Source organism: Serinicoccus sp. CNJ-927 (assembly GCF_001942435.1).
GTDB classification, from domain to species: Bacteria; Actinomycetota; Actinomycetes; order Actinomycetales; family Dermatophilaceae; genus Ornithinicoccus; species Ornithinicoccus marinus.
The window spans coordinates 16,874-38,155 of the sequence record NZ_MKKF01000001.1 but is presented as its reverse complement, the minus strand read 5'-3'; the positions used below and the strand labels follow the sequence as shown (position 1 = coordinate 38,155).

Genomic DNA, 21,282 nt, shown 5'->3' with positions numbered 1-21,282 from the left:
GGCTCAGCGCACCTTGGGCTCGGGCAGCTCCGGCGGCGCCGCCGCCGGAGTCTTCGCCAGCAGACTCAGCGCCTCCTCGATCGCGCGGTCCAGCTGCAGGTCGCGGCCCTCGGCCACGTCGGCGGGGGAGTGGACCACCTCGATGTCCGGGTCGACGCCGTGGTTCTCGACGCCGAAGCCCTTGCCCTCGAGCCAGAAGGCATACCGCGGCTGGGTGATCGAGGTCCCGTCGACCAGGTCGAAGCGGCCGTCGATCCCGACGACGCCGCCCCACGTGCGCACGCCGACGACCGGCCCCAGGCCCATGGCCTGCGCCCCGGCGTTGACGATGTCGCCGTCCGAGCCCGAGTGCTGGTTGGCCACGAGGACGACGGGGCCGCGCGGCGCCTGCTCCGGATAGCTGCCGACCGCCTCGTAGTAGCGCGCCGGCGCCCATCCCACGACCCGGCCCGCGAGCCGGGCGAGCACCAGCTGGCTGGTGTGCCCGCCCCGGTTGTAACGGACGTCGACGACCAGACCCTCCGCGCGGGTGGCCTGGTGCAGGTCGCGGTGCAGCTGCGCCCACCCGAGGCTCATCATGTCCGGGATGTGCAGGTAGCCCAGGCGCCCGCCGGCCTGCTCGGCGACGTAGGCGCGCCGCGAGGCCACCCAGTCCTGGTAGCGCAGCACCTCCTCGTCGGCGACCGGGACGACGACGACCCGACGGTCCGCACCCTCGCGGCGCAGCGTGAGCTGCACCGGCTTGTCGGCGGCGCCCACGAGCAGCGGGCCGGGCCCCACCGCGGGGTCGACCGGGCGGCCGTCCACGGCGACGACGACATCACCCACCCGCGCGCCGACACCGGCCGCCTGCAGCGGGGACCGGGCGTTCGGGTCGCTGGACTCGCCGGGCAGGATCCGGTCGATGCGCCAGCCGTCGGCCGCGGGCGACAGGTCCGCGCCCAGCAGCCCCAGCTTGCGGTCCGGGTCGCCCGGCGGGTGCGGCGGCGTGATGTAGGCGTGCGAGGTGTTGAGCTCTCCCACGGTCTCCCAGAGCACGTCCTGGAGGTCGTCGTGGGTCGCCACCCGGTCCACGAGCGGGGCCCACCGCTGCGTCGTCGCGGCCCAGTCCACCCCGTCCATGTCCTCCCGCCAAAAGTGGTCGCGCATGATGCGGGCGTTCTCGTCGAACATCTGCCGCCACCGGACCCGGGGCTCCACCTCGACGCGCACCCGCTCCAGGTCGACCGACACCTTGTCGGCGCTGCTCTCGTCGGCGTCGTCCGGCTTGCGGTCGGCCGGCTGCACGTGCACCGACTCCTTGTGGTGCACCACGACCCGCTCCCCGTCGCCGGAGACCCGGTAGTCGTCCACGGCGTCGGAGATCGTCGTCAGCGTCCGCTTCGCGAAGGAGTAGAACTCCAGGCTGTCGCTCGCCGCCTCGCCCTCGACGCCGGAGCGACGCGTGCCGAGCACACCGGCGTCACCGGCGACCCGCACCCACAGCACCCCGTCCTTGGCGGCCCGCAGGTCGCGGTAGTCGGCCGACGGCACCGGGAAGGGCGTGATCCGCTGCTCGGCACCGTCAGCGTCGAGGTCCGGACTGGCCGGCGCCGCCTCGTCCGCAGGCTTCTCCCCGGCCTCACCCGCATCACCTCCAGCACGCTTGTCCTCCTGCGCCTCGCTGATCCGCCACCCGTCCACGCTCGGTCCGAAGGGGGCCGGCCGGTCGGCGGCGAGCGGGATGAGCCACGGCCGGGTCGCGCCGGCGAAGCTCAGCGCGAACTCGTGCGCGTCGTAGGTCGGGTCGAAGGTGCGGTCGGACAGGAAGACCACCGCGGCACCGTCGTGGGTGAAGTCGGGGTCGCGGTCGTGGTAGCGACCGCTGGTCAGTGCGACCGGCGCCGCGTCGTCTCCGGCGCGCACGTCGAGCAGCACCACCTGGTGGTGCTCGCCCTCTCCCGAGGTGGGCTGGCTCCACACGAGGTAGCGGCTGTTCGGGGAGAAGCGCGGCGTGAGCGCCTCGCCCTGCCGGGACCGCGCGACCTCGCGCACCGCACTGCCCTCGACGTCGAGCACCCGGATCGCGCCGTCGTGGCTGATCGTCGCCACGCGCGCGCCGTCCGGGGAGGCGGCCAGGTGCAGCACGCGGCCGAGCTCGCCGCCGGCCAGCCGGCGCGGTTCGGCCGAGCCGTCCACGGTGTGGATCTCGAGGGCGTCCTCGCCGTCGGCGTCGGTGACCAGCACGGCGCGCGCCCCGTCGTGGCCGAGGAAGACCGGCTCGCGGGTGCGCACCGAGGAGTCCGCGACCAGGGCACGGGCCGGGCCGGAGCGGTGGCTCACCCAGAACGTCGCCCCCTGCGTCCCGACCAGGCTGGCGTCACCGCCGCGGTCGACGTCGAGGTGGTCGAGCCGCTCCGCGGCCGCCACGGTATGCCTGGCCGGCGGCCCCACCGGCAGGTCCACCTCGATCCGGCGCGGGGTGGCGGTGAGCGAGTCGAGCAGCCACAGGTCGCCGCGGGAGTGCCAGACCACCCGGGTGCCGTCGGTGCTGGCGTCCCGCACGTAGCCCTCCTGCTCGCCCTGGGTGGTGAGCTGCCGCGGCTCGGTGGGGGACTTGCGGACCCGCCCGGTGGTGCCGCCGGGCCGCTCCCACGCCCACAGGTTGGCCTGCTCGTGCGCCCGGTCGGGGAAGCGCGCGGCGCGGTCGGAGACGAAGAGCAGGGTGTCGCCGACCCACATCGGGTCCACCAGCGAGGCCGGCTCGTCGACAAGCAGCTGGCTCCAGTCGCCGCGCCCCTTGTCGTCCAGCCACAGCCGCGGGGCGGTGCCGCCGCGGTACCTCTTCCACTGCGCCGGCACCCGGCTGCCGACGGTGCTCAGCGCGACGGTCCCGTCGGGTCGGACGGAGACGCCCCAGGCGCTGCCCCACGGCATACGCTGCATCGAGCCGTCCAGCGCGACCGCCTTGACCACGGCGTGCCGCATGTTGCTCTCCCCGGCGTTGCTCGCGACGAGCACCCGACCGTCCGCGGTCCACCCCAGGACGATCGCGACCGACCCGGCCCACCAGGTCAGCCGGCGGGCGGCGGCGGTCGCGACCTCGACGACCATCACCTCGGGGTGGCCGTCGCGGTGGCTGACGTAGGCGATGTGCGCGCCGTCGGGGGAGAAGCGGGGGCTGCGCGCCGGCTCGTGGTCGGTGGTCAGCCGCCAGGCGCGGCCGCCGTCGACCGGGGCGATCCAGAGGTCGTCGTCGGCGACGAAGGTGACGAGGTCGTCGTGCAGGTGCGGGTAGCGCAGGTATCCGGTGCTCACCCGGCCGACCCTACGTCGCCGCGCGGCGCGGCGCATGGGAGTTGGGGGGGCTACTCGTCCTCGCCGCGCTGCTGCTCGTCCGAGGGCTCCCACTCCACCTCGGTCAGCTCGTCCTGACTCGCATCGGGGTCGTGGTAGTGCATCGCGGACTCCTCCGGGGAGTCCCAGCTGGTCGTCCGGCACTCGCGCGCGATCTCTCGGGCCTCGCCGTCGGGGCGGTGCCGGTCGGCATACCGCTGCGACTCCTCCTGCCGCTCCCGCTGCGCGATGCCCTCCTCGTGCGACTGCTCGTCGGCGGTGACCCCGAAGGCGCTGGACCCGACGTAGTGCTCGCCGGTCTCATAGCCGCGGTCGAGCACGTCGCCCTCGCCGTCGAGCGTGTCCTCCGGCTGCAGCTGGTCCTCCGCGTCGACGCTCCACACCCCGAGGTCGTCACCGATGGTCTCGCGGTCGGCCTGGTCGCTCATGACGGTGCTCCTTCGCTCGCGCCTGTGGGGCACACAGTAGCGCCGAGACGCCTTCACCGGGAGGGGGAGCATCCCGACCCATGGGTGAGACTGTGCCCATGACCCTCGCCCTCGTGCTCGCGCTGACCGTGGCGCTCGGGGCGGCGCTCCAGCGGATCTCCGGCATGGGCCTGGGGATAGCGGTCGCGCCCGTCATGTCGGTCCTGCTCGGCCCGGTGGCGGGGGTGACGCTGAGCAACGTCGCCGCGGTCGTCGGGGCGGTGCTGCTGGCGGTCGTCATGCGCGCCGACATCGACTGGCGTCGCTTCCGGGCGCTGGCCCCGCTGCTCGTCGTCGGCTCGGTGCTCGGGGCGTATGTCGTCCGCGTGGTCTCGCCGGACGTGCTCAACCTGGTCCTCGGCGGGTGCGTCCTGCTCGCCATCGGGGCCGCGCTCGGGCTGCAGCGCTTCCTCGTGGTGCGCGGTCGGGCGGCGGTCCTGGCCACCGGCACCATCGCCGGGTTCATGAACACCACGGCCGGGGTCGCGGGGCCGGCGATGACGGCCTACGGTGTCGCCTCGCGCTGGGGGCACCGCTCGCTGGCCGCGACGCTGCAACCGATCTTCCTCACCGCCAACCTCGCCTCGATCCTCACCAAGGCGGTCATGGGCGCGACCCCCGAGCCCGGTGTGCTCCCGTGGTGGTCGTGGCTGCTCGCCTGCGCCGCGGTGCCGGTCGGTATCGCGGTGGCCGCACCGCTGGCCCGGGTGGTGCCGCTCGGGGTCGCGCGGGCGCTGGCCATCAGCATCGCCAGCGCCGGTGCGGCGCTCGCGCTCGCCCGCGGGCTGGTCGGCGTGATCGGCTGAACGCCGTACCCTGGGTGCTGCCATGAGCAGCACCAAGACCTATGACGTGCGCACCCACGGGTGCCAGATGAACGTGCACGACTCCGAGCGGCTCGCCGGGCTGCTCGAGACGGCCGGGTATACCGATCTCGCCGCCGTGCCGGAGCCCGAGCGCCCGGACGTCGCCGACGTCGTGGTCTTCAACACCTGCGCGGTGCGCGAGAACGCCGCCAACAAGCTCTACGGCAACCTCGGCCAGCTGCGCCCGGCCAAGCAGGCCAACCCCGACATGCAGATCGCGGTCGGCGGCTGCCTGGCGCAGAAGGACCGCTCCACCATCGTCGACCGCGCGCCCTGGGTCGACGTCGTCTTCGGCACCCACAACGTCGGCTCGCTGCCGGCGCTGCTGGACCGGGCCCGGCACAACAAGGCCGCCGAGGTCGAGATCCTGGAGTCGCTGGAGACCTTCCCCTCGACGCTGCCGACCCGGCGCGACTCGGCCTACTCCGGCTGGGTGTCGATCTCCGTCGGCTGCAACAACACCTGCACCTTCTGCATCGTCCCCGCGCTGCGCGGCAAGGAGAAGGACCGCCGCCCCGGCGAGATCCTCGCCGAGATCGAGGCGCTCGTGGCGCAGGGCGTCGTCGAGATCACGCTGCTGGGGCAGAACGTCAACACCTACGGCGTCGAGTTCGGCGACCGGCTCGCCTTCGGCAAGCTGCTGCGCTCGTGCGGTCAGATCGAGGGCCTGGAGCGGGTGCGCTTCACCAGCCCGCACCCGGCGGCCTTCACCGACGACGTCATCACCGCGATGGCACAGACCCCGAACGTCATGCCGAGCCTGCACATGCCGCTGCAGTCCGGCTCGGACCGCGTGCTCAAGGCGATGCGGCGGTCCTACCGCTCCACGAAGTTCCTCGGGATCCTCGACCGGGTGCGCGCGCAGATCCCGGACGCCGCGATCACGACCGACCTCATCGTCGGCTTCCCCGGAGAGACCGAGGAGGACTTCCAGGACACGCTCGACGTCGTGCGCGCCTCGCGCTTCTCCAGCGCTTTCACCTTCCAGTACTCCATCCGTCCCGGCACGCCGGCGGCCGAGATGGACGGGCAGGTGCCCAAGGAGGTCGTGCAGGAGCGCTTCGACCGGCTCATCGCGCTGCAGGAGGAGGTCTCCTGGGCCGGCAACCGCGAGCTCGAGGGGCGCGAGGTCGAGGTGCTCGTCGCGCCCGGCGAGGGCCGCAAGGACGCCGAGACCCACCGGCTCTCCGGCCGGGGCCGCGACAACCGCCTCGTCCACTTCGCGGTCCCGGAGGGCGCCGAGGTGCCCCGGCCGGGGGACGCGGTGACCGTCGCGGTCACCTACGGGGCGCCGCACCACCTCGTCGCAGACTCCGGCGTCCAGGGCGGGCGGTATGCCGTCCGCCGCACCGCGGGCGGGGACGCCTGGGCGGCGCTGCAGGAGGGCGGGACGCCCGGCGCGGTGAAGAAGCCGGCGGTGAGCCTGGGCATACCGACGATCGGTGCTCCGCCGCTGCCGGACGTGCCCGCGGGTGCCTGCTGCCCCACCGACTGACCGCGCGAGCCCGCGGCGGCGTGGCTAGGGAGCCTCGCTGCGGGCGGTGCGCTCGCTGAGGTCGGCCCGGCGGTCGGCCTCGCGCGCCTGCTCGGTCGCCTCGCGCGCCTCGGCGGTCTCCTCGCGCGCCTCCCGGCGCTCGTGCTGGGCGACCGAGGCGCGGTAGTCGGCCTCCACCCGGTCGATCCAGGCGCGTGCCTCGGGCTTGCCGTGGAAGCGCACGATGCTCCAGACGATGAGCCCGATCGCGATCGCGCTGGAGGCGAGCATGGTGATCGCCACCGGGCGCCCGCCGAAGAGCCACCAGGCGTCCTCCAGCGGCCACCACCCGGGCGGCGGGGGAGAGATCAGCCACACCACCCCGACGGCGATGAGGCCGGCGGTGATGAGCAGGGTCAGGGCGATGCGGGGGATGGTCTCGACGCTCTCGGCGGCGCCGCGCAGCGCCCGGATCTTGACCGGCATGGTCCACCGGCGGGCCCATTCGTACTGCGTCGACAGGATCGCCAGCCCGGCGAAGGTGCCGAGCAGGCCAGGGCCGGGGAGCAGCAGCATGAGGACGCCCGCGACCAGGACGACCCACCCCAGGGTCTCCAGGACGATGCGCTTGGCCGCCGCGTTCACCCGGACAGCGTAGGTCAGCGCCCTGACAGGCGCGAGGGGCGAGCACCGCCCCGCTCCGACCGGGCGCGCGACCCCGTGTGACGGATGTGGCAGGCTACGCGCCGTGACATGGAGCCAGGTCGACCGTGACGAGCTGCTCATCCGCTCCGGCAAGGACCCCTTCGTCCGCTTCGCGACCAGCCACGAGCTGGTGGCGGTCGCGGGCCCGCACGGCTGGGCGTGTGCCAGTCCGTGGCGCCCGGGCTCGCGGCACTGGGGCGGTGCCGCCGTCGTCGGGCCGGACGCGCCGGCGGACGCCGAGACCGCGGCGCTGCGGGCGATCGTGGCAGCCGCTCCTGATCTCGCGCTGGAGTGGTTCTCCACCGAGGACGGGCGAGAGCTGGCGCTGCCCCCGGCCTACCTCGGCACGGGCTCGGGTCGGTGGTCCCTCATGTGGTGCGAGCGCACCGCCGCCGCGGTCGAGCCCGCCGGTCTCTCGGCCCAGGGCCTGGAGCTCGTCGAGCTGGCCGACGACGCGGACGCCGACCTGCTCGACGCCTTCGGTCGCACCCATGGCGAGGATCCCTACATGGGCTTCCCCGGGCACGGCTTCGCCTCGCTGTGGCTCGCCGCCCGCGACGAGGTGGGGCAGATCGTCGCCGTCGGGGCCCTGCACGAGCTCGGCTCCGGTATGCCCCACCTCGCCGGCCTCGTCGTGCGCCCAGAGCTGCGCGGCCAGGGGATCGGCGCGCTGCTGACCGAGGCGCTCACCGCGCGGGCGGTGCAGGAGGCTGGCGTCTCGACCCTGTCGGTCTTCACGTCCAACGCGGGCGCCGTCCGGCTCTACGAGCGCCTGGGGTATGCCACCGCCCACCGCTTCCACACCCGTGAGCTGGCCCCGACCGGTCACCCGGCCTGAGGCGGACTCGACCTACGATGGTCCGGTGAGCGAGCGGCATACCCCAGCGACGCCGGCCCCGATGCCGCCGGCGACGGAGCGCCAGCGCACCGCCGGGCAGGTCGCCGCCTCACTCGTCGCGCTGGAGGCGGTGATCCTCGCCGGGTTCGCGGTGTTCTACCTCGTGGAGCTGGTGCTGGGCCAGGGGCAGGACCTCATGATCGTCATCATGTCGGTGGTGACGATGGTCGTCTTCATCATCGGCCTGAGCTACACCGCGCTCGGCCTGTCGCGCCGCCACCCGCGCTCGCAGGCTCCCGCGATCGCCTTCAACTTCTTGCTGGTGCCCCTCGGCATCGCGTTGCTCCCGCTCGCACCCTGGTGGGTCGGCGTCGGCACGCTCGCCCTCGGGGTGGTCACCGTGGCCGCGACCTTCCTCATGGGTCGGCTGGAGGATCGCGACCAGACCGCCTGAGCCGCGGCCGTGAGTGGACCACTGAGAGCCGGTTCGTCCACTGGGCGCCTCGATGTCACCTGAGAGCCTCCTCGTGCAGGCTGTCGAGTGACGAACCGGCTCGCAGTGCAGGAGCGCGCGACCCAGACGAGGAGCACGCGTGACCCCGTCTCACTCGTCCGGGGCCGCGACCTGGACCCGCGTGCAGCGCCCGCGGTGCACCAGCACGCCCCGGCCGGGCAGCGGGAGGTCGCCGACGGGGACGCTGACGCCCAGCACGGCACCGTGCTGGCGCTGCCCGGCTGCAGCACCACGCCGGTGCGGGCGCGGGCGGCCTGCGGGACGAGCCCGCGGAAGGCGCCCGACGCGGTCTCGGCGTCCGCCGCGACCAGCAGCTCCATGCGGTATGCCGTCGCCACCTCGACCAGGGCGTCCTCCAGCGGGGACCCCGCCATGAGGTGGGCGTCGTCGACCACGAGCAGGCCACCGGTGCCGAGCCCGGCGCAGGCGCGACTCACCTCATCGACCTCCGGCGGGGAGGCGGGGTCCACGACGACCGCGGGCCGGCCGTCGCGCAGCCGGGCGAGGGCGTGCGTGCGTCCGGAGCCGGGCGGCCCGATCACCAGCACGGAGCCTGCGGGGCGCGGCACCGGTGCCGCCTCGTCCCCGCCGACCGCCCACTGCCCGCTCCCGGCCGACCACCGGCGGGGCAGGGCACGGCATACCAGCGGCGGGTGACCCGCGGGGCTCACCGGCTGGCCAGCGGAGGGGAGGACGACGTGCGCCTCGGTGCCGTCGCGCATGCTCACCAGTCGCCCCGGCGGTTGTGTCGAGGGGAGCTGGTGCGGCCGCAACCCGGTCATGAGCAGGTCGCTCGGGTCGTTGAGCCGCAGCGCCCAGGTGCTCGGCAGGGTCGAGGCGACCTTGCCGAGCAGCAGGCTACGGTCGCCGCTGAGCAGGGCGACGACCCCGACCGCCGGGCCCTCGCGCAGGACGCGCAGGGCGACGTCGACCGCACGGCCTCGCTCGACCGGCTCGAAGAGGTCGACGAACCGGTCCCAGCCGTCGAGCACCAGCACCACAGGGACGTGCTCGGCCCCGGCACCGGCCGACTGACGTGCGCGTACGACTCCCTCGAGCCGGTCCAGGACGCGGATGCCGTGGGCCAGGTCGTCCGGCTGGACCCACCCGACGAGACCTGGGTGCTCGGCGGCCTCCGTGCCCTCCAGCCCGCGCCCGAGGTCGAGCACGACGACCCACGCGCCGTCGGCCCGGCTCAGCAGGGACCGCAGCGCCGTCGTACGCCCCGAGCGCGCCGCGCCGACGAGACCCACGTGATGGTCCCCGTCCCAGGTCAGCGCCTCCCGCGCCTGCCGGGACGGGACGTCGGCCAGCGCCCACGCACGAGGCTCCCCGGAGAGCGTCCCCAGCTCCTCCGGCAGCGGCGGGTGCCAGACCACCGGCGGGTGCAGGTGCGCCTGCTCGGCCGCCTCCCGCAGCGTGGTCGCGAGCGCGCCGAGGTCGTCCGCCTCCGCCTCAGCCTCCGCGGGCCGGTCCAGCACCCGTCGAGCCGACCAGATGTCCGGCACGACCCGGACGTCCCACCCGGACGACGACCGGCGGCGGGGTGGGCCGACGCGGGCGACCTGGACGGCGCGGGGGAGGTCGGCGCCGGTGCGCCAGAGCGCGAGGCCCGGTCTGCCCTCGGGGAGCAGCGCCGCCTGGGCGGTCTCGATGACGTCGTGCGAGTCCGCGGAGTCCCGCAGTCGCAGGGCGATGCGCAGGTTGACGTTGGCCCGCAGGTCGGGTCCGACGACACCGGCCGGCCGCTGGGTGGCGAGCACCAGGTGGACCCCGAGGCTGCGCCCGACGGCGGCCAGCCGGATGAGGCCGCCCATCACCTCGGGGACCTCCTCGGCCAGCACCCGGAACTCGTCGATCACCACCACGAGTCGTGGCAGGCCGGGCACCTCGGCGGCGTCCTTGACCCCCGCGGCGGCGACCACGCCCTCCCGTCGGGTCAGCTCGGCCCGGAGCGAGGCGAGCACCCGGCCGGCGAGGTGCGGGTCGAGGTCCGTCACCATGCCCGTGACGTGCGGGAGCAGCGCGCAGTCGCCGAGCGAGGAGCCGCCCTTGAAGTCGACGAGCAGCAGCGCGAGGTCGCCCGGCGAGCGGCGCAGCGCCAGCCCCACCACGAGGGAGCGCAGCAGCTCCGACTTGCCGGCGCCGGTCGTCCCGGCGACGAGGGCGTGCGGTCCGTCCCGGACCAGGTCGATCGTCACGGGGCGTCCCGCGGCGTCATGACCGAGGTCGACCGCGAGGCCCGGGGTATGCCCCGCCCACGTGGCGAGCGCGTCCTCGACACTGTCGGGCCACCCCACCAGCTCGCCCAGGGGCGGGGAGCCGCCCGGCAGGGCCGGTGCGTCGGGATCGCCGTCCACCGCGTCCCGGGCGCGCAACGGAGCGAGCGCGTGCCCGAGCGCCCGGGCGCGGGCCAGGCCCAGCGTCGTCGGGGTGAAGGTCACCTCGTCCTGCCCAGGGACCTGGAGGACGGCTCGGGTGCCGGAAGTGAGCACGATGCGGGTGGCGCCCGCCGGCGCCTGCGTGACGTCGTCGACCAGGAGGAGGTCCTCCCCCCACCGGAGTGTTCTCCCGTCGGGAGTCGACCCGCTCGTGCTGGTCTGCGGTAGCCACCCCAGCAGGTCCCAGGCCGCACCGGGCGCACGCGCAGGGTCGAGCAGCAGCGTCCACTGCGTCGGAGGGTGACGGGTCGCGAGCTGCAGGACCAGGGACCGGGCGAAGGCCTCCCGGAGCGCCCGTTCTCCGCAGACCACCAGCGGGCCTGCCAGGGTGAGCGGCAGCGGAGCCGCGTCGTGCCACAGCGCCTCGTCCTCGAGCCGCACCGACGACGGACACGCGTACTCGCCCAGGCATACCTCCAGGTCCTCCGCCGAGCACTCCCAGAGCGACGTCGAGGGGTGCGGCACGAGGCTGGTGGTCACGCCGACCAGGCACGGATGCCTGTCGCGCAGCAGCATCAGCTCCTCCGCGAGGTAGCGCCGCGCACGGTGTTCATTCTTGCGGCGTACCCGTGCGTGCTCCACGAGGGCCTCCTCGTGCTCCAGCCGCGCGGCCCGGCGGTCGCCCAGGAAGTGACCCAGGACCATCGCCGGGCCGAGCAGCCCGAAGAGCAGCAGCCAGGGCATCCGCAGGAGCAGCGCGACGGCCAGCGCCACGACGAGCGGCAGGCTCCACGTCCAGGCGCTCGGCGGCCGGACCCGACGACGCGCCGCCGCGGCCGGCGTGGCGAGCTCGCGGGTCGGGACAGCACGCGCCGAGCGCGGCCACGGGACCACCTCGCGGACCCCGCCGCCGCTCACCTGACGCGCCGGAGCCGGGGGGCGCGGCACGAGCACGACACCGGATCCGCCGATGAGCAGCCGGTCACCCACCGGCCACGTGCCGGACGGCTGCCGCGTGCCGCTCTCCCAGGCCAGGCCGTTCGTCGACGCGAGATCCTCGACGCGCACGCCGTCGCGGTCCTGGCGCACGCGCAGGTGGCGTCGCGACAGCCCGGGGTCGGCGATGGTCAGGTCGCAGCGCGGGTCCCTGCCTACGGTGACCCATCGCCCAGGAGGCAGGGCCGCGGTGCCACCCGCGTCCGGTCCGGTGGTCACGACCAGCCGGGGCAGCCCTGCCGCCTCCTCCGGAGACGTCCCGCCGTCGTCGAGGTCGCTGCCGTGCTCCAGGGGCAGGGAGCCCCGCTCCTCGGGTTCTCCTGCGAAGGCAGGGCCGTCGACATGCCGGCGCAGGTCGCCGACGGTCGCGCCGCTGGGAGCGGTGACCGCGAGATGCTCCACCCGGTCCCGGCGTGCCCGCGTGACGATAACTCGCATACCCCGATCTTGCGCAGGTCGATCTGCGGCCCACCCGAGTTATCCACAGGTGGGGATCGTGGCGGGCGTCGATGCCGCTCGGCCACCTACAGTCGTGGGCAGAGGGCGCGACCCTTGGCAAAGGACGGGTGTCGGTGTCAGGATCGGCCGGAGCATCGGGTGCGGGTATGCCGGGAGGCGCAGCTCGCAGGAGAGTGACGGGGAGGCGGGGCAGATGTCGGCGACGGCGTTGCAACTGCTCGAGGACGACGTCCGCGAGCTCATCCGGCGACGGCGCCTGGACCCCACCCGCGACGACGCGGCCGTGCACGACCTGGTCGGCGAGGTGCTCGACGACTACGACGACCGCTCCCTGGTGGGCGGGCTCGTGCCGATCACCGACCGCAAGGAGGCGCACCGCGCCCTCGTGGAGTCGGTGGCGGGCTTCGGGCCGCTTCAGCCCTACCTCGACGACCCGGCGGTCGAGGAGATCTGGATCAACGAACCGACCAGGGTCTTCGTCGCCCGCAACGGTCGCTCCGAGCTCACCCCGACCCTGCTCAGCGAGCAGCAGGTGCACGACCTGGTGGAGCGCATGCTGCGCAGCTCCGGCCGTCGGGTCGACCTGAGCAGCCCTTTCGTGGACGCGAGCCTGCCCGACGGCAGCCGTCTGCACGTGGCGATCCCGGATATCACCCGACGGCACTGGGCGGTCAACATCCGCAAGTTCGTCGTCGCCGCCGACGAGCTCGCCGACCTGGTGCGGCTGGGCACGCTCTCGGCCCAGGCGGCACGTTTCCTCGAGGCCGCTGTGGCCAGCGGGCTCAACATCCTCGTGGCCGGAGGCACGCAGGCGGGCAAGACGACGATGCTCAACTGCCTCACGACGGCCATCCCTCCCGGCGAGCGCGTCGTGACCTGCGAGGAGGTCTTCGAGCTCAAGGTCAACCTCCGGGACGTCGCCGCGATGCAGTGCCGGCAGCCGAGCCTGGAAGGGACCGGGGAGATCCCGTTGCGACGGCTGGTCAAGGAGGCGCTGCGGATGCGCCCCGGGCGGATCATCGTCGGAGAGGTCCGGCAGGAGGAGAGCCTGGACCTGCTCATCGCCCTCAACAGCGGGTTGCCCGGGATGTGCACGATCCACGCCAACTCGGCCCGCGAGGCCGTGACGAAGATGTGCACCCTGCCGCTGCTGGCCGGCTCCAACGTGAGCAGCAGCTTCGTGGTGCCCACGGTCGCCAGCTCGGTCGACATCGTGGTCCACCTCGCCCTCGAGGCCGACGGCAGCCGCCAGGTGCGCGAGATCGCCGCGCTCCCGGGACGCACCGAGGGGGAAGTCGTCGAGATCGCCGACCTCTTCGTGCGGTCCGGCACCGACCTGGTGCGCGCCGACGGCTTCCCACCGCACCGCGAGCGCTTCGCCCGCGCGGGCTTCGACCTCGGGCAGCTGCTGGGGCAGGGCGCATGATCGCGGGCGCGGGGTGGGGGCTGCTGCTCGGTCTCGGGCTCGCCAGCATCTGGTGGTCGTTCTGGCCGCGGCAGGAGCGCCTGGGGCGCCGTCCCGGCGCACGTCGCCTGGAGCGGTTGCAGGACCAGATCGTGCTCGCCGGCGTCCGCGGTCTGGGCGCGCGCACCTTGCTCATCCTCTGCCTGACCGCGGCCCTCGTCGTGCTGCTGCTCGGGTATGCCGTGACCCGCGTCTGGACCATCAGCGTCTGCTTCGCGGTGATGGCGGCATGGTTGCCGCTGGCGGTCGTCCTGGCGCGCGCTCGACGCCGGCGGTCACGGCTGCGCGACGTCTGGCCCGACGCCGTCGACCACGTCCAGTCGGCGGTTCGGGCCGGGCTGGCGCTCCCCGAGGCGCTCGTGCAGCTCGCGGACCGCGGGCCGGAGGCGCTCCGACCCGCCTTCGAGGAGTTCGCCCACGACTACCGGGCGACAGGCCGGTTCTCGGAGAGCCTGGACCTGCTCAAGGAGCGCCTGGCGGACCCGGTGGCCGACCGCCTGATCGAGGCACTCCGGATCGCCCGTGACGTCGGCGGCACCGACCTGGGGCGGGTGCTGCGCACGCTCTCCACCTTCTTGCGTGACGACGCACGGGCTCGTGCCGAGCTCGAGGCGCGCCAGTCCTGGACCGTCAACGCCGCCCGGTTGGCGATGGCTGCCCCGTGGGCGGTGCTGCTTCTGCTGGCCACGCGAGGGAGCACGTTGCAGGCCTACGGCACGCCCGCCGGAGCGCTGGTGCTGGCCATCGGTGCGGCGCTGTCCCTGGTGGCCTACCGGGTCATGGTCGCCGTCGGGCGACTGCCGGAGGAAGCACGGGTGCTGCGATGAACCCGGCCTGGTGGGGTGCGGTCCTCGGCCTGATGCTGGGTGCGGGCCTGGTGCTCGTCTGGGCCGGCTTGCCGGTGGCCCGTCGTGTCGACCTGGCCGACCGCATCGAGCCCTACCTTGACCGCCCGCCCCGCAAGTCCCGGCTCCTCGCGCTCCACGACCCGCAGCCCTGGGAGGTCAGCGACCTGCTGACCCCGCTGGCACGTCGGGCCGCGCACCTGCTGGACCGGCTGCTGGGAGGGGCTGACTCGGTGCGCAGCCGCCTCCACCGTGCCGGCCTTGCCGGTGACGTGGAGGGCTTCCGGGTGCAGCAGGTGGTCTGGGGGGTGCTGGCCGCAGCGGCCGCGGTGGCGCTGGGAGCGCTGCTCTGGTTCGCCCGGGGGACCAGCCCCGCCATCGTCCTGCTCCTGGTGGGGGCTGCCTTCCTGGCCGGGGTCGTGGCCCGCGACTGGATGCTCAGTCGGGCGGCGACCCGTCGCGAGCACCAGATCATGGCCGAGTTCCCGGCTGTCGCGGAGCTGCTCGCTCTGTCGATCACGGCGGGTGAGGGCACGGCCCAGGCGTTGGAACGGGTGGCCCGACTCTCCCGGGGAGAGCTGGCGGCCGAGCTCGACCTGTGCCTGGCCCAGGCCCGGACCGGCGCCAGCCTCCCCGAGGCCCTCGAGGGTCTCGGGCACCGGACCGGTGTCGCGCCGATCGTCCGCTTCGTGGACGGCCTGGTCGTCGCCCTGCAGCGAGGGACCCCGCTGGGCGAGGTGCTGCGGGCCCAGGCCGCCGACGCCCGCGAGTCGGCACGTCAGCAGCTCATCGAGGAGGGCGGCAAGCGCGAGATCACCATGATGATCCCGGTCGTCTTCCTCATCCTGCCCGTGACGGTGCTCTTCGCCGTCTTCCCCGGCGTGACCCTGCTGCGCCTCAGTCTCTAGAGATCCACCACCAGAAGGAGAACGACCATGATCCGACGCTTCCGCGTGAACCCCGCCGGCCTGCGGCACCGTGTCCGACTGTGGCTGTCCGAGCCGGAGCGCGGTGACGTGCCCGGGTGGGTGCTCATCACCATCATGACCGCCGCGCTCGTGACCGCCCTGCTGCTGGTCGCCGAGCCCCTCCTCACCAGCCTGTTCTCCGAGGCCGTCAACTCCGTCGGCGGCTGACATGCGCCTCGCCGCGACCGATCGGGGCGCGGCTCCTGCGGAGTTCGCGATGCTGGCCGGACTGGTCAGCGTCCTCATGCTCGGCGTCATGCAGCTCGCCTTCGGGCTGCACCTGCACAACACCGCGACCGCCCACGTCGTCGAGGGGGCGCGGGTGGGCGCCCGGGTCGACAGCACCCCCGCGGACGGCGCCCGCCGGGCCCAGGAGCTGATGGCCTCGAGCCTCCCCGGTGGGGCAGCCGGAGTGACCGTCACGTCCGGTCGCACCACCGTGGGCGGAGTGGAGGTGGTCGAGGTGAGCGCGACGATGCGGCTGCCGCTCGTCGGGCCGCTCGGCCCCGACCGGCAGATGACCGTGGTCGGGCAGGCCTTCGCGGAGGACCAGTGAGCGGCACGGCCACGGCAGCGAGCTCGTCGCGGATCGCGTCGGACCGTGGGTCGATGACCGTCGAGGTCGCCTTCCTCCTGGTGCTGCTCGTCGTCCCGCTCTTCTACCTCGTCGGCACGGTCGGGCGGGTCCAGGCCGGCGCGTATGCCGTGACCGCCGCGGCCCGGGAGGCGGGTCGCGCCTTCGTCACGGCCGACGGTGTCGAGGCTGCCTCGTCCCGGGCCCAGGTGGCGGCTGCCCTGGTCTACCGGTCGCACGGCTTCGAGGACGGTGAAGGTGGGGTGCAGGTCTCCTGTCCCGACGGCGGGTGCCTGGCTCCCGGCACCACGGTGCTCGTCGACTCGCAGATCAGCGTCGAGCTGCCGCTCGTCCCGGACTTCATGCGCGACCGGGTGCCCACCTCCGTCACTCTCACGTCCACCCACCACGAGCCCGTGGACGAGTTCCGGGGAGGCGGACGATGACGGGGACTCTCACGCAGGAGCGCGACGGCGGGCAGATCAGCATCCTGCTCATCGGCATGGTTGCGCTGACGCTCACCATCATCTTCGCCGTCATCGGGGTGACCTCGGTGCAGCTGACCCGGATCCAGCTGCTGGACGCGGCGGACGCCGCGGCCCTCGACGCCAGCGACGCACTGGCCCGCGAGCAAATCTACGAGGGTGGGCTCGGCACGGGCCCCCCGGTGACCGACGAGACGGTCATCGACGCCGCCTCCGAGCATCTGGCGCGACGCGTGCAGCCCTCGCGCATCGAGGAGTGGGGTCTGGGCAGCGGCACCGGCACCACCGACGGCCGCACGGCGGTCGTCACCGTCACCGGCAGGGCCAGCATCCCGGTGGTCAGCTCGGTGCTGGAGGCCTTCGGGGGCGGCGTGACCATCACCGTGACATCGTCCGCGCGCTCGGAGGTGGCGGGGTGAGGCATACAGGGCAGGCGCCTGACACGATGACTTGGTGCGAGACATCACGACCGAGATCTTCGAGGCCGTCCTCTTCGACAACGACGGGACCCTGACCGACTCCCGCGGGCCGGTCGAGCGCTCGTGGCGTTCCTGGGCGGCCGACCACGGTGTCGACTTCGAGCGGTTCGGCCACTTCCACGGGGTGACGAGCCGGGGGATCGTCGAGCGGGTCGCGCCGCACCTCGACGCGGACGCCGCCACCGCCGACATCGACCGGCGCGAGATGGAGGACGTCGAGGGCATCGTGGCCCTGCCCGGCGCGGTCGACGCGCTGGCCGCCGTGGGGGAGCGGGGCGCCATCGTGACCTCTGCCGGCCGGGAGCTGGCCCAGGTGCGGATCCGTGCCGCCGGGCTGACCCAGACCTCGGTCGTCGTCACCGCCGACGACATCAGCGCCGGTAAGCCGGACCCGGAGCCCTACCTCACCGGGGCACGTCTGCTCGGGGCCGACCCGGCGCGCTGCCTGGTCGTCGAGGACGCTCCCGCGGGGCTGCTGGCCGGCCGGGCGGCTGGTGCGGCCACCCTCGCGCTGCTGACGACGACCGAGCAGGACGCGCTCGTGCCCGACGCCGACCTGGTGGTCGAGTCGCTGGCCGACATCCGCTTCGAGCAGGTCGACGGGGGAGTGCGGGTCCACCTGCCGGTGCGCTGACGGCGCCCGCCCGGCGCTCAGTGCCGGTTGGCGACCCCCAACGCTCCGGGTTCGGGTATGCCCGACACACCCCCAGGCACGCCGCTGACCTGCTAGGCCTGACAAGAGCGGTTACCTACGTTACCGTAACCTACGCAAGCGAAACCTACGTCTGCGTAGGTTTCGGGCCCTCGACCAGACAGGTGACCCCTCGTATGGCCGCACCCGTGACGATCGACCTGCCGACCGATCTCCCGCCCGCCGACCGGACGCAGACCAGCCGTCCCCGCCCGACGATCATCCAGGGCGGTATGGGCGTGGCCGTCTCCGGTTGGCGCCTGGCCCGTGAGGTCTCGCGCGCCGGGCACCTGGGGGTCGTCTCCGGCACCGCCATGGACGCGGTCCTCAGCCGGGTGCTGCAGGACGGCGACCCTGGCGGGCACTACCGTCGCGCACTCGCCGCCTTCCCGAGCCAGGCCATCGCCGAGCGGGTGCTCGACAAGTACTTCATCGAGGGTGGCAAGGCCCCCGGTACGCCCTACAAGCCGATCCCCAAGCTCACCCTGGAGACCGCCCGCGCCGGGCAGGAGCTCGGGGTGGCCGGCAACTTCGCCGAGGTGTGGCTGGCCAAGGAGGACCTGGCCCAGCACTCCGCCGAGGGCGCCGTCGGCATCAACTGCCTCGAGAAGGTCCAGATGGCCAACCCCACGGCGATCCTGGGCGCCATGATCGCCGGGGTCGACTACGTGCTCATGGGCGCCGGCATACCCCGGGAGATCCCGCAGTTGCTGCGCTCCCTCGCCGCGGGTGAGCCAGGCAGCATCTCCGCGGACGTGCTCGGGGGCAAGATGCGCCGGACCGTCACCGTCGACCCTGTCGACCTGCTCGGCGACGACCTGCCCACGCTGACCCGCCCCGACTTCCTCGCGATCATCTCGGTCGACCAGCTGGCGAACTACCTGCACCGCGACCCCGAGATCCGCCCCGACGGCTTCGTGGTCGAGCGGCCCCCGGCAGGCGGCCACTCCGCCCCGCCGCGCGGCAAGATGCAGCTCGACGAGGCGGGGGAGCCGGTCTACGGGGCTCGCGACGAGGCCAACTTGGCCAAGATGGTCGACATCGGGCTGCCGTTCTGGATGGCGGGGGCCTACTCCACCCCCGACAAGGTCGCCGAGGCGCTGGCCGCCGGCGCGGTCGGGGTGCAGGTCGGCACCCTCTTCGCGCTCTCCCAGGACTCCGGCCTGGCCGACGGCCCGCGCGGCCAGCTCATCGGACGGCTGCGCACCGGCGAGCTCGCCGTCCGCAACGACCCGCGCGCCAGCCCGACCGGCTTCCCGTTCAAGGTCGCGACCCTGGAGGGCACCGCGAGCCAGGTCGAGGTCTACGAGGCCCGTCCCCGGCTGTGCGACCTGTCCTACCTGCGCCAGCCCTATGAGCGCGAGGACGGCGAGATCGGCTACCGCTGCGCCTCCGAGCCGGTGCACATGTATCTCAAGAAGGGCGGCGACGAGGCCGACACCGTCGGCCGCAAGTGCCTGTGCAACGGGCTCATGGCCAACATCGGCCTGGGGCAGGAGCGCAAGGACGGGTATGCCGAGGACACCCTCGTCACGCTCGGCCAGGACCTGGCCGGTGCCAGCGCGCTCATCGAGCGGCACCCCGAGGGCTGGACCGCCGTGCAGGCGCTGGACTACCTGCAGGAGCAGGTGCCCGCCGCGGTCGGCCTGCGGCACACCGCCTGACAGCAGGCTCTGCCCCGCCGGCCCGGCGCGTGCTTATCATCGGGTGACGCACCGCCGCGCCGGCCCGCCCCTCGCAGGGACCGCTCCGTGGCGCACCACGCACCGTCAGTAGGGTCGACGATGACCGGCAGTGAAGCACGCACCGACCGGGCGCGGGAGGAGCGCAAGGTCCTCGCCGGCACCCTGGTCGGCACCACCATCGAGTGGTACGACTTCTTCATCTACGCCCAGGCGGCCGCGCTCGTCCTCGGCCAGCTCTTCTTCGCGCCCATGGGCGAGGGCGGCGCGCAGCTCGCGGCGTGGGCCTCCCTCGGCATCAGCTTCCTCGTGCGCCCGCTCGGCGCCGTCGTCGCCGGGCACCTCGGTGACCGCTTCGGCCGCAAGGTCGTCCTCGTCTTCACCCTGGTCGGCATGGGCGGCGCCACCGCGATCATCGGGCTGCTGCCGACGTATGCCCAGATCGGCGTCGCGGCCCCGGTCCTGCTCATCTTCCTGCGGCTGCTCCAGGGCTTCTCCGCCGGCGGGGAGTGGGGCGGCGCCGCGCTCATGTCGGTCGAGCACGCGCCGCTGGGCAAGCGGGGCCTGTTCGGGGCCTACCCGCAGATCGGCGTGCCCATCGGCATGATCGTCGCGACGCTGTTCATGTTCGGCCTCAGCACCTTCATGACCGACGAGCAGTTCCTCACCTGGGGCTGGCGCATCCCGTTCCTCTTCTCCATCGTGCTCATCGGCGTCGGGTACTGGATCCGCCGCCAGGTCGAGGAGTCGCCGGTCTTCGCCGAGATGGCCCGGCTGCGGCAGAAGGAGTCGGCCCCGCTCGGCGAGCTCTTCCGGCACCACCGCAAGAACGTCATCCTCGCCGCGCTCATCTTCGCCGCCAACAACGCGGCGGGCTACCTCGTCATCGCCTACTTCAACGGCTACGGCGTCAACACGCTCGGCATGGAGCGCACCCACACGCTCATCGCCTCGCTGCTCGGTGGCGTGGGATGGCTGGTCTTCACGCTCTACGGCGGCTACCTCTCCGACAAGATCGGCCGCGTCCTGACGTTCCAGATCGGTTACGGCATCATCATCCTCTGGGCGATCCCCATGTGGTTCCTGCTCGACACCGCGTCGTTGCCGCTCTTCACCCTCGCGATCCTCGTGCTCACCGTCGGGCTCGGCCCGTCCTACGGCCCGCAGTCGGCGCTCTACGCCGAGATGTTCCCCGCGCGGGTGCGCTACTCCGGCGTCTCGATCGGGTATGCCCTCGGCTCGATCGTCGGCGGCGCCTTCGCCCCGCTCATCGCCGAGCTGCTGCTGCAGCGCACCGGCCAGTCCTGGACCATCGGCGTCTACATCGCCGTGCTGGGCCTGATCTCCTTCGTCGCCGTGTCGATGGTGCCGAAGTCGCTGCAGGACTCCGACCTGCACCAGCACGAGCCCGCCCAGACCTGAGCCGCGTCACTCCCGGGGCCGAAATGCGGTCGCCCGCTGTCCGCAGCAAGCCCTAGTGTGCCGGGCATGAGCGACATCACGATCGACGAGGTGGGCCGCCCCGAGCCGCCGCTGGCGGCCGGGGAGGCGGCCACGCTGGTCGGCTTCCTCGACTACCAGCGCGCGACACTGGAGTGGAAGACCCGTGACCTGGAGGCCGACGGGTTGCGGGTGCGGCTGTCCGGTCACGCCAGCACCATGACGCTGGCCGGGCTCCTCAAGCACCTCGCCTGGGTCGAGGACTACTGGTTCACCGAGGTGCTCTCCGAGGCCACCATGCCGGCGCCCTGGGACACCGTGGACTGGGAGGCGGACGAGGACTGGGAATGGTCCAGCGCCGCGACCGACGACCCTGCGGCGGTGCGCGAGACCTGGGCCACGTCGGTGCAGCGGTCCCGCGCCGCGCTCACCGAGGCGCTCGTCGCCGACGGCGAGGACCCGCTCGGGGTGACGCACCCGGCGTGGGGCGGCCGGGGCCACGTCTCGGTGCGGTGGACCCTCACCCACATGGTCGAGGAGTATGCCCGGCACAACGGCCACGCCGACCTGCTGCGCGAGCTCGCCGACGGGCAGACGGGGGAGTGACCGTCCTCGCC

General features: G+C 73.6%; 18 protein-coding genes. 14 read left to right on the top strand and 4 right to left on the bottom strand.

Going from position 1 to position 21,282, the window contains the following annotated elements; translation table 11 throughout:
* Window positions 1-3 precede the first annotated feature (3 nt).
* Entirely contained in the window at window positions 4-3,297 is a 3,294-nt protein-coding gene (locus BJF86_RS00195) for a S41 family peptidase (RefSeq protein WP_075816493.1), read from the bottom strand.
* Between the two features lie 50 nt (window positions 3,298-3,347).
* Window positions 3,348-3,764, bottom strand: a complete 417-nt coding sequence (locus BJF86_RS00190; protein ID WP_075816492.1) for a hypothetical protein — start codon at window positions 3,762-3,764, stop codon at window positions 3,348-3,350.
* Window positions 3,765-3,862: 98 nt separating this feature from the next.
* Between BJF86_RS00190 and BJF86_RS00185 the strand changes: the two genes are divergently transcribed.
* Together BJF86_RS00185 and miaB are read left to right on the top strand one after the other, a co-directional pair.
* Window positions 3,863-4,609, top strand: coding sequence for a sulfite exporter TauE/SafE family protein (locus BJF86_RS00185; RefSeq protein WP_143553601.1), 747 nt, complete (start codon window positions 3,863-3,865; stop codon window positions 4,607-4,609).
* A gap of 22 nt (window positions 4,610-4,631) precedes the next feature.
* Entirely contained in the window at window positions 4,632-6,164 is a 1,533-nt protein-coding gene (miaB, locus tag BJF86_RS00180; protein WP_075816490.1) for a tRNA (N6-isopentenyl adenosine(37)-C2)-methylthiotransferase MiaB, read from the top strand.
* A gap of 24 nt (window positions 6,165-6,188) precedes the next feature.
* On the opposite strand, the gene BJF86_RS00175 is transcribed toward miaB, so the two are convergent.
* Complete coding sequence (locus BJF86_RS00175) at window positions 6,189-6,788, bottom strand: PGPGW domain-containing protein (RefSeq protein WP_075816489.1); 600 nt, start codon at window positions 6,786-6,788, stop codon at window positions 6,189-6,191.
* A 103-nt stretch (window positions 6,789-6,891) separates the two neighbouring features.
* Between BJF86_RS00175 and BJF86_RS00170 the strand changes: the two genes are divergently transcribed.
* Entirely contained in the window at window positions 6,892-7,686 is a 795-nt protein-coding gene (locus tag BJF86_RS00170) for a GNAT family N-acetyltransferase (protein ID WP_075816488.1), read from the top strand.
* Window positions 7,687-7,935: 249 nt separating this feature from the next.
* Here BJF86_RS00170 and BJF86_RS00165 read toward each other — a convergent pair whose 3' ends face one another.
* Window positions 7,936-12,015 (bottom strand): FtsK/SpoIIIE domain-containing protein, encoded by a 4,080-nt coding sequence (locus BJF86_RS00165; RefSeq protein WP_083652586.1) that lies wholly within the window; start codon window positions 12,013-12,015, stop codon window positions 7,936-7,938.
* 214 nt (window positions 12,016-12,229) lie between these two features.
* Between BJF86_RS00165 and BJF86_RS00160 the strand changes: the two genes are divergently transcribed.
* The 11 genes from BJF86_RS00160 to BJF86_RS00110 all read left to right on the top strand — a co-directional run bounded on the left by BJF86_RS00160 (window position 12,230) and on the right by BJF86_RS00110 (window position 21,271).
* Window positions 12,230-13,462, top strand: coding sequence for a CpaF family protein (locus tag BJF86_RS00160; protein WP_075816486.1), 1,233 nt, complete (start codon window positions 12,230-12,232; stop codon window positions 13,460-13,462).
* Window positions 13,462-14,328, top strand: a complete 867-nt coding sequence (locus BJF86_RS00155) for a type II secretion system F family protein (protein WP_083652599.1) — start codon at window positions 13,462-13,464, stop codon at window positions 14,326-14,328. Before BJF86_RS00160 ends, BJF86_RS00155 begins: the two co-directional genes overlap by 1 nt.
* A complete protein-coding gene (locus tag BJF86_RS00150; RefSeq protein WP_075816485.1) occupies window positions 14,325-15,254 on the top strand; it encodes a type II secretion system F family protein in 930 nt (309 codons plus the stop codon). Before BJF86_RS00155 ends, BJF86_RS00150 begins: the two co-directional genes overlap by 4 nt.
* A gap of 27 nt (window positions 15,255-15,281) precedes the next feature.
* On the top strand, window positions 15,282-15,482 hold the full coding sequence (locus BJF86_RS00145) for a hypothetical protein (RefSeq protein ID WP_075816484.1): 201 nt from the start codon (window positions 15,282-15,284) through the stop codon (window positions 15,480-15,482).
* Between the two features lies 1 nt (window position 15,483).
* Window positions 15,484-15,870 (top strand): TadE family protein, encoded by a 387-nt coding sequence (locus BJF86_RS00140; RefSeq protein WP_075816483.1) that lies wholly within the window; start codon window positions 15,484-15,486, stop codon window positions 15,868-15,870.
* Between the two features lie 53 nt (window positions 15,871-15,923).
* Window positions 15,924-16,334, top strand: a complete 411-nt coding sequence (locus tag BJF86_RS00135) for a hypothetical protein (protein ID WP_052327820.1) — start codon at window positions 15,924-15,926, stop codon at window positions 16,332-16,334.
* Entirely contained in the window at window positions 16,331-16,792 is a 462-nt protein-coding gene (locus tag BJF86_RS00130; RefSeq protein WP_075816481.1) for a pilus assembly protein TadG-related protein, read from the top strand. The genes BJF86_RS00135 and BJF86_RS00130 overlap by 4 nt, the downstream gene beginning before the upstream one ends.
* A 34-nt stretch (window positions 16,793-16,826) precedes the next feature.
* The gene (locus BJF86_RS00125) at window positions 16,827-17,486 is read left to right on the top strand and encodes an HAD-IA family hydrolase (protein WP_237768006.1); all 660 of its coding nucleotides are present in this window, start codon (window positions 16,827-16,829) and stop codon (window positions 17,484-17,486) included.
* Window positions 17,487-17,692: 206 nt separating this feature from the next.
* Window positions 17,693-19,207, top strand: a complete 1,515-nt coding sequence (locus tag BJF86_RS00120; protein ID WP_237768005.1) for a nitronate monooxygenase — start codon at window positions 17,693-17,695, stop codon at window positions 19,205-19,207.
* A 120-nt stretch (window positions 19,208-19,327) separates the two neighbouring features.
* Window positions 19,328-20,647: an MFS transporter gene (locus BJF86_RS00115; RefSeq protein ID WP_075816479.1), complete on the top strand. Its 1,320-nt coding sequence runs from the start codon at window positions 19,328-19,330 to the stop codon at window positions 20,645-20,647.
* A gap of 66 nt (window positions 20,648-20,713) precedes the next feature.
* A complete protein-coding gene (locus tag BJF86_RS00110; RefSeq protein ID WP_075816478.1) occupies window positions 20,714-21,271 on the top strand; it encodes a DinB family protein in 558 nt (185 codons plus the stop codon).
* The last annotated feature ends 11 nt before the right edge of the window (window positions 21,272-21,282 follow it).

Coding starts and splice junctions, on each gene's coding strand:
- BJF86_RS00190 (WP_075816492.1), bottom strand. CDS start 3,764: ATGAGCGACCAGGCCGACCGCGAGACCATCGGTGACGACCTCGGGGTG.
- BJF86_RS00185 (WP_143553601.1), top strand. CDS start 3,863: ATGACCCTCGCCCTCGTGCTCGCGCTGACCGTGGCGCTCGGGGCGGCG.
- miaB (WP_075816490.1), top strand. CDS start 4,632: ATGAGCAGCACCAAGACCTATGACGTGCGCACCCACGGGTGCCAGATG.
- BJF86_RS00165 (WP_083652586.1), bottom strand. CDS start 12,015: ATGCGAGTTATCGTCACGCGGGCACGCCGGGACCGGGTGGAGCATCTC.
- BJF86_RS00160 (WP_075816486.1), top strand. CDS start 12,230: ATGTCGGCGACGGCGTTGCAACTGCTCGAGGACGACGTCCGCGAGCTC.
- BJF86_RS00150 (WP_075816485.1), top strand. CDS start 14,325: ATGAACCCGGCCTGGTGGGGTGCGGTCCTCGGCCTGATGCTGGGTGCG.
- BJF86_RS00145 (WP_075816484.1), top strand. CDS start 15,282: ATGATCCGACGCTTCCGCGTGAACCCCGCCGGCCTGCGGCACCGTGTC.
- BJF86_RS00140 (WP_075816483.1), top strand. CDS start 15,484: ATGCGCCTCGCCGCGACCGATCGGGGCGCGGCTCCTGCGGAGTTCGCG.
- BJF86_RS00135 (WP_052327820.1), top strand. CDS start 15,924: ATGACCGTCGAGGTCGCCTTCCTCCTGGTGCTGCTCGTCGTCCCGCTC.
- BJF86_RS00130 (WP_075816481.1), top strand. CDS start 16,331: ATGACGGGGACTCTCACGCAGGAGCGCGACGGCGGGCAGATCAGCATC.
- BJF86_RS00115 (WP_075816479.1), top strand. CDS start 19,328: ATGACCGGCAGTGAAGCACGCACCGACCGGGCGCGGGAGGAGCGCAAG.
- BJF86_RS00110 (WP_075816478.1), top strand. CDS start 20,714: ATGAGCGACATCACGATCGACGAGGTGGGCCGCCCCGAGCCGCCGCTG.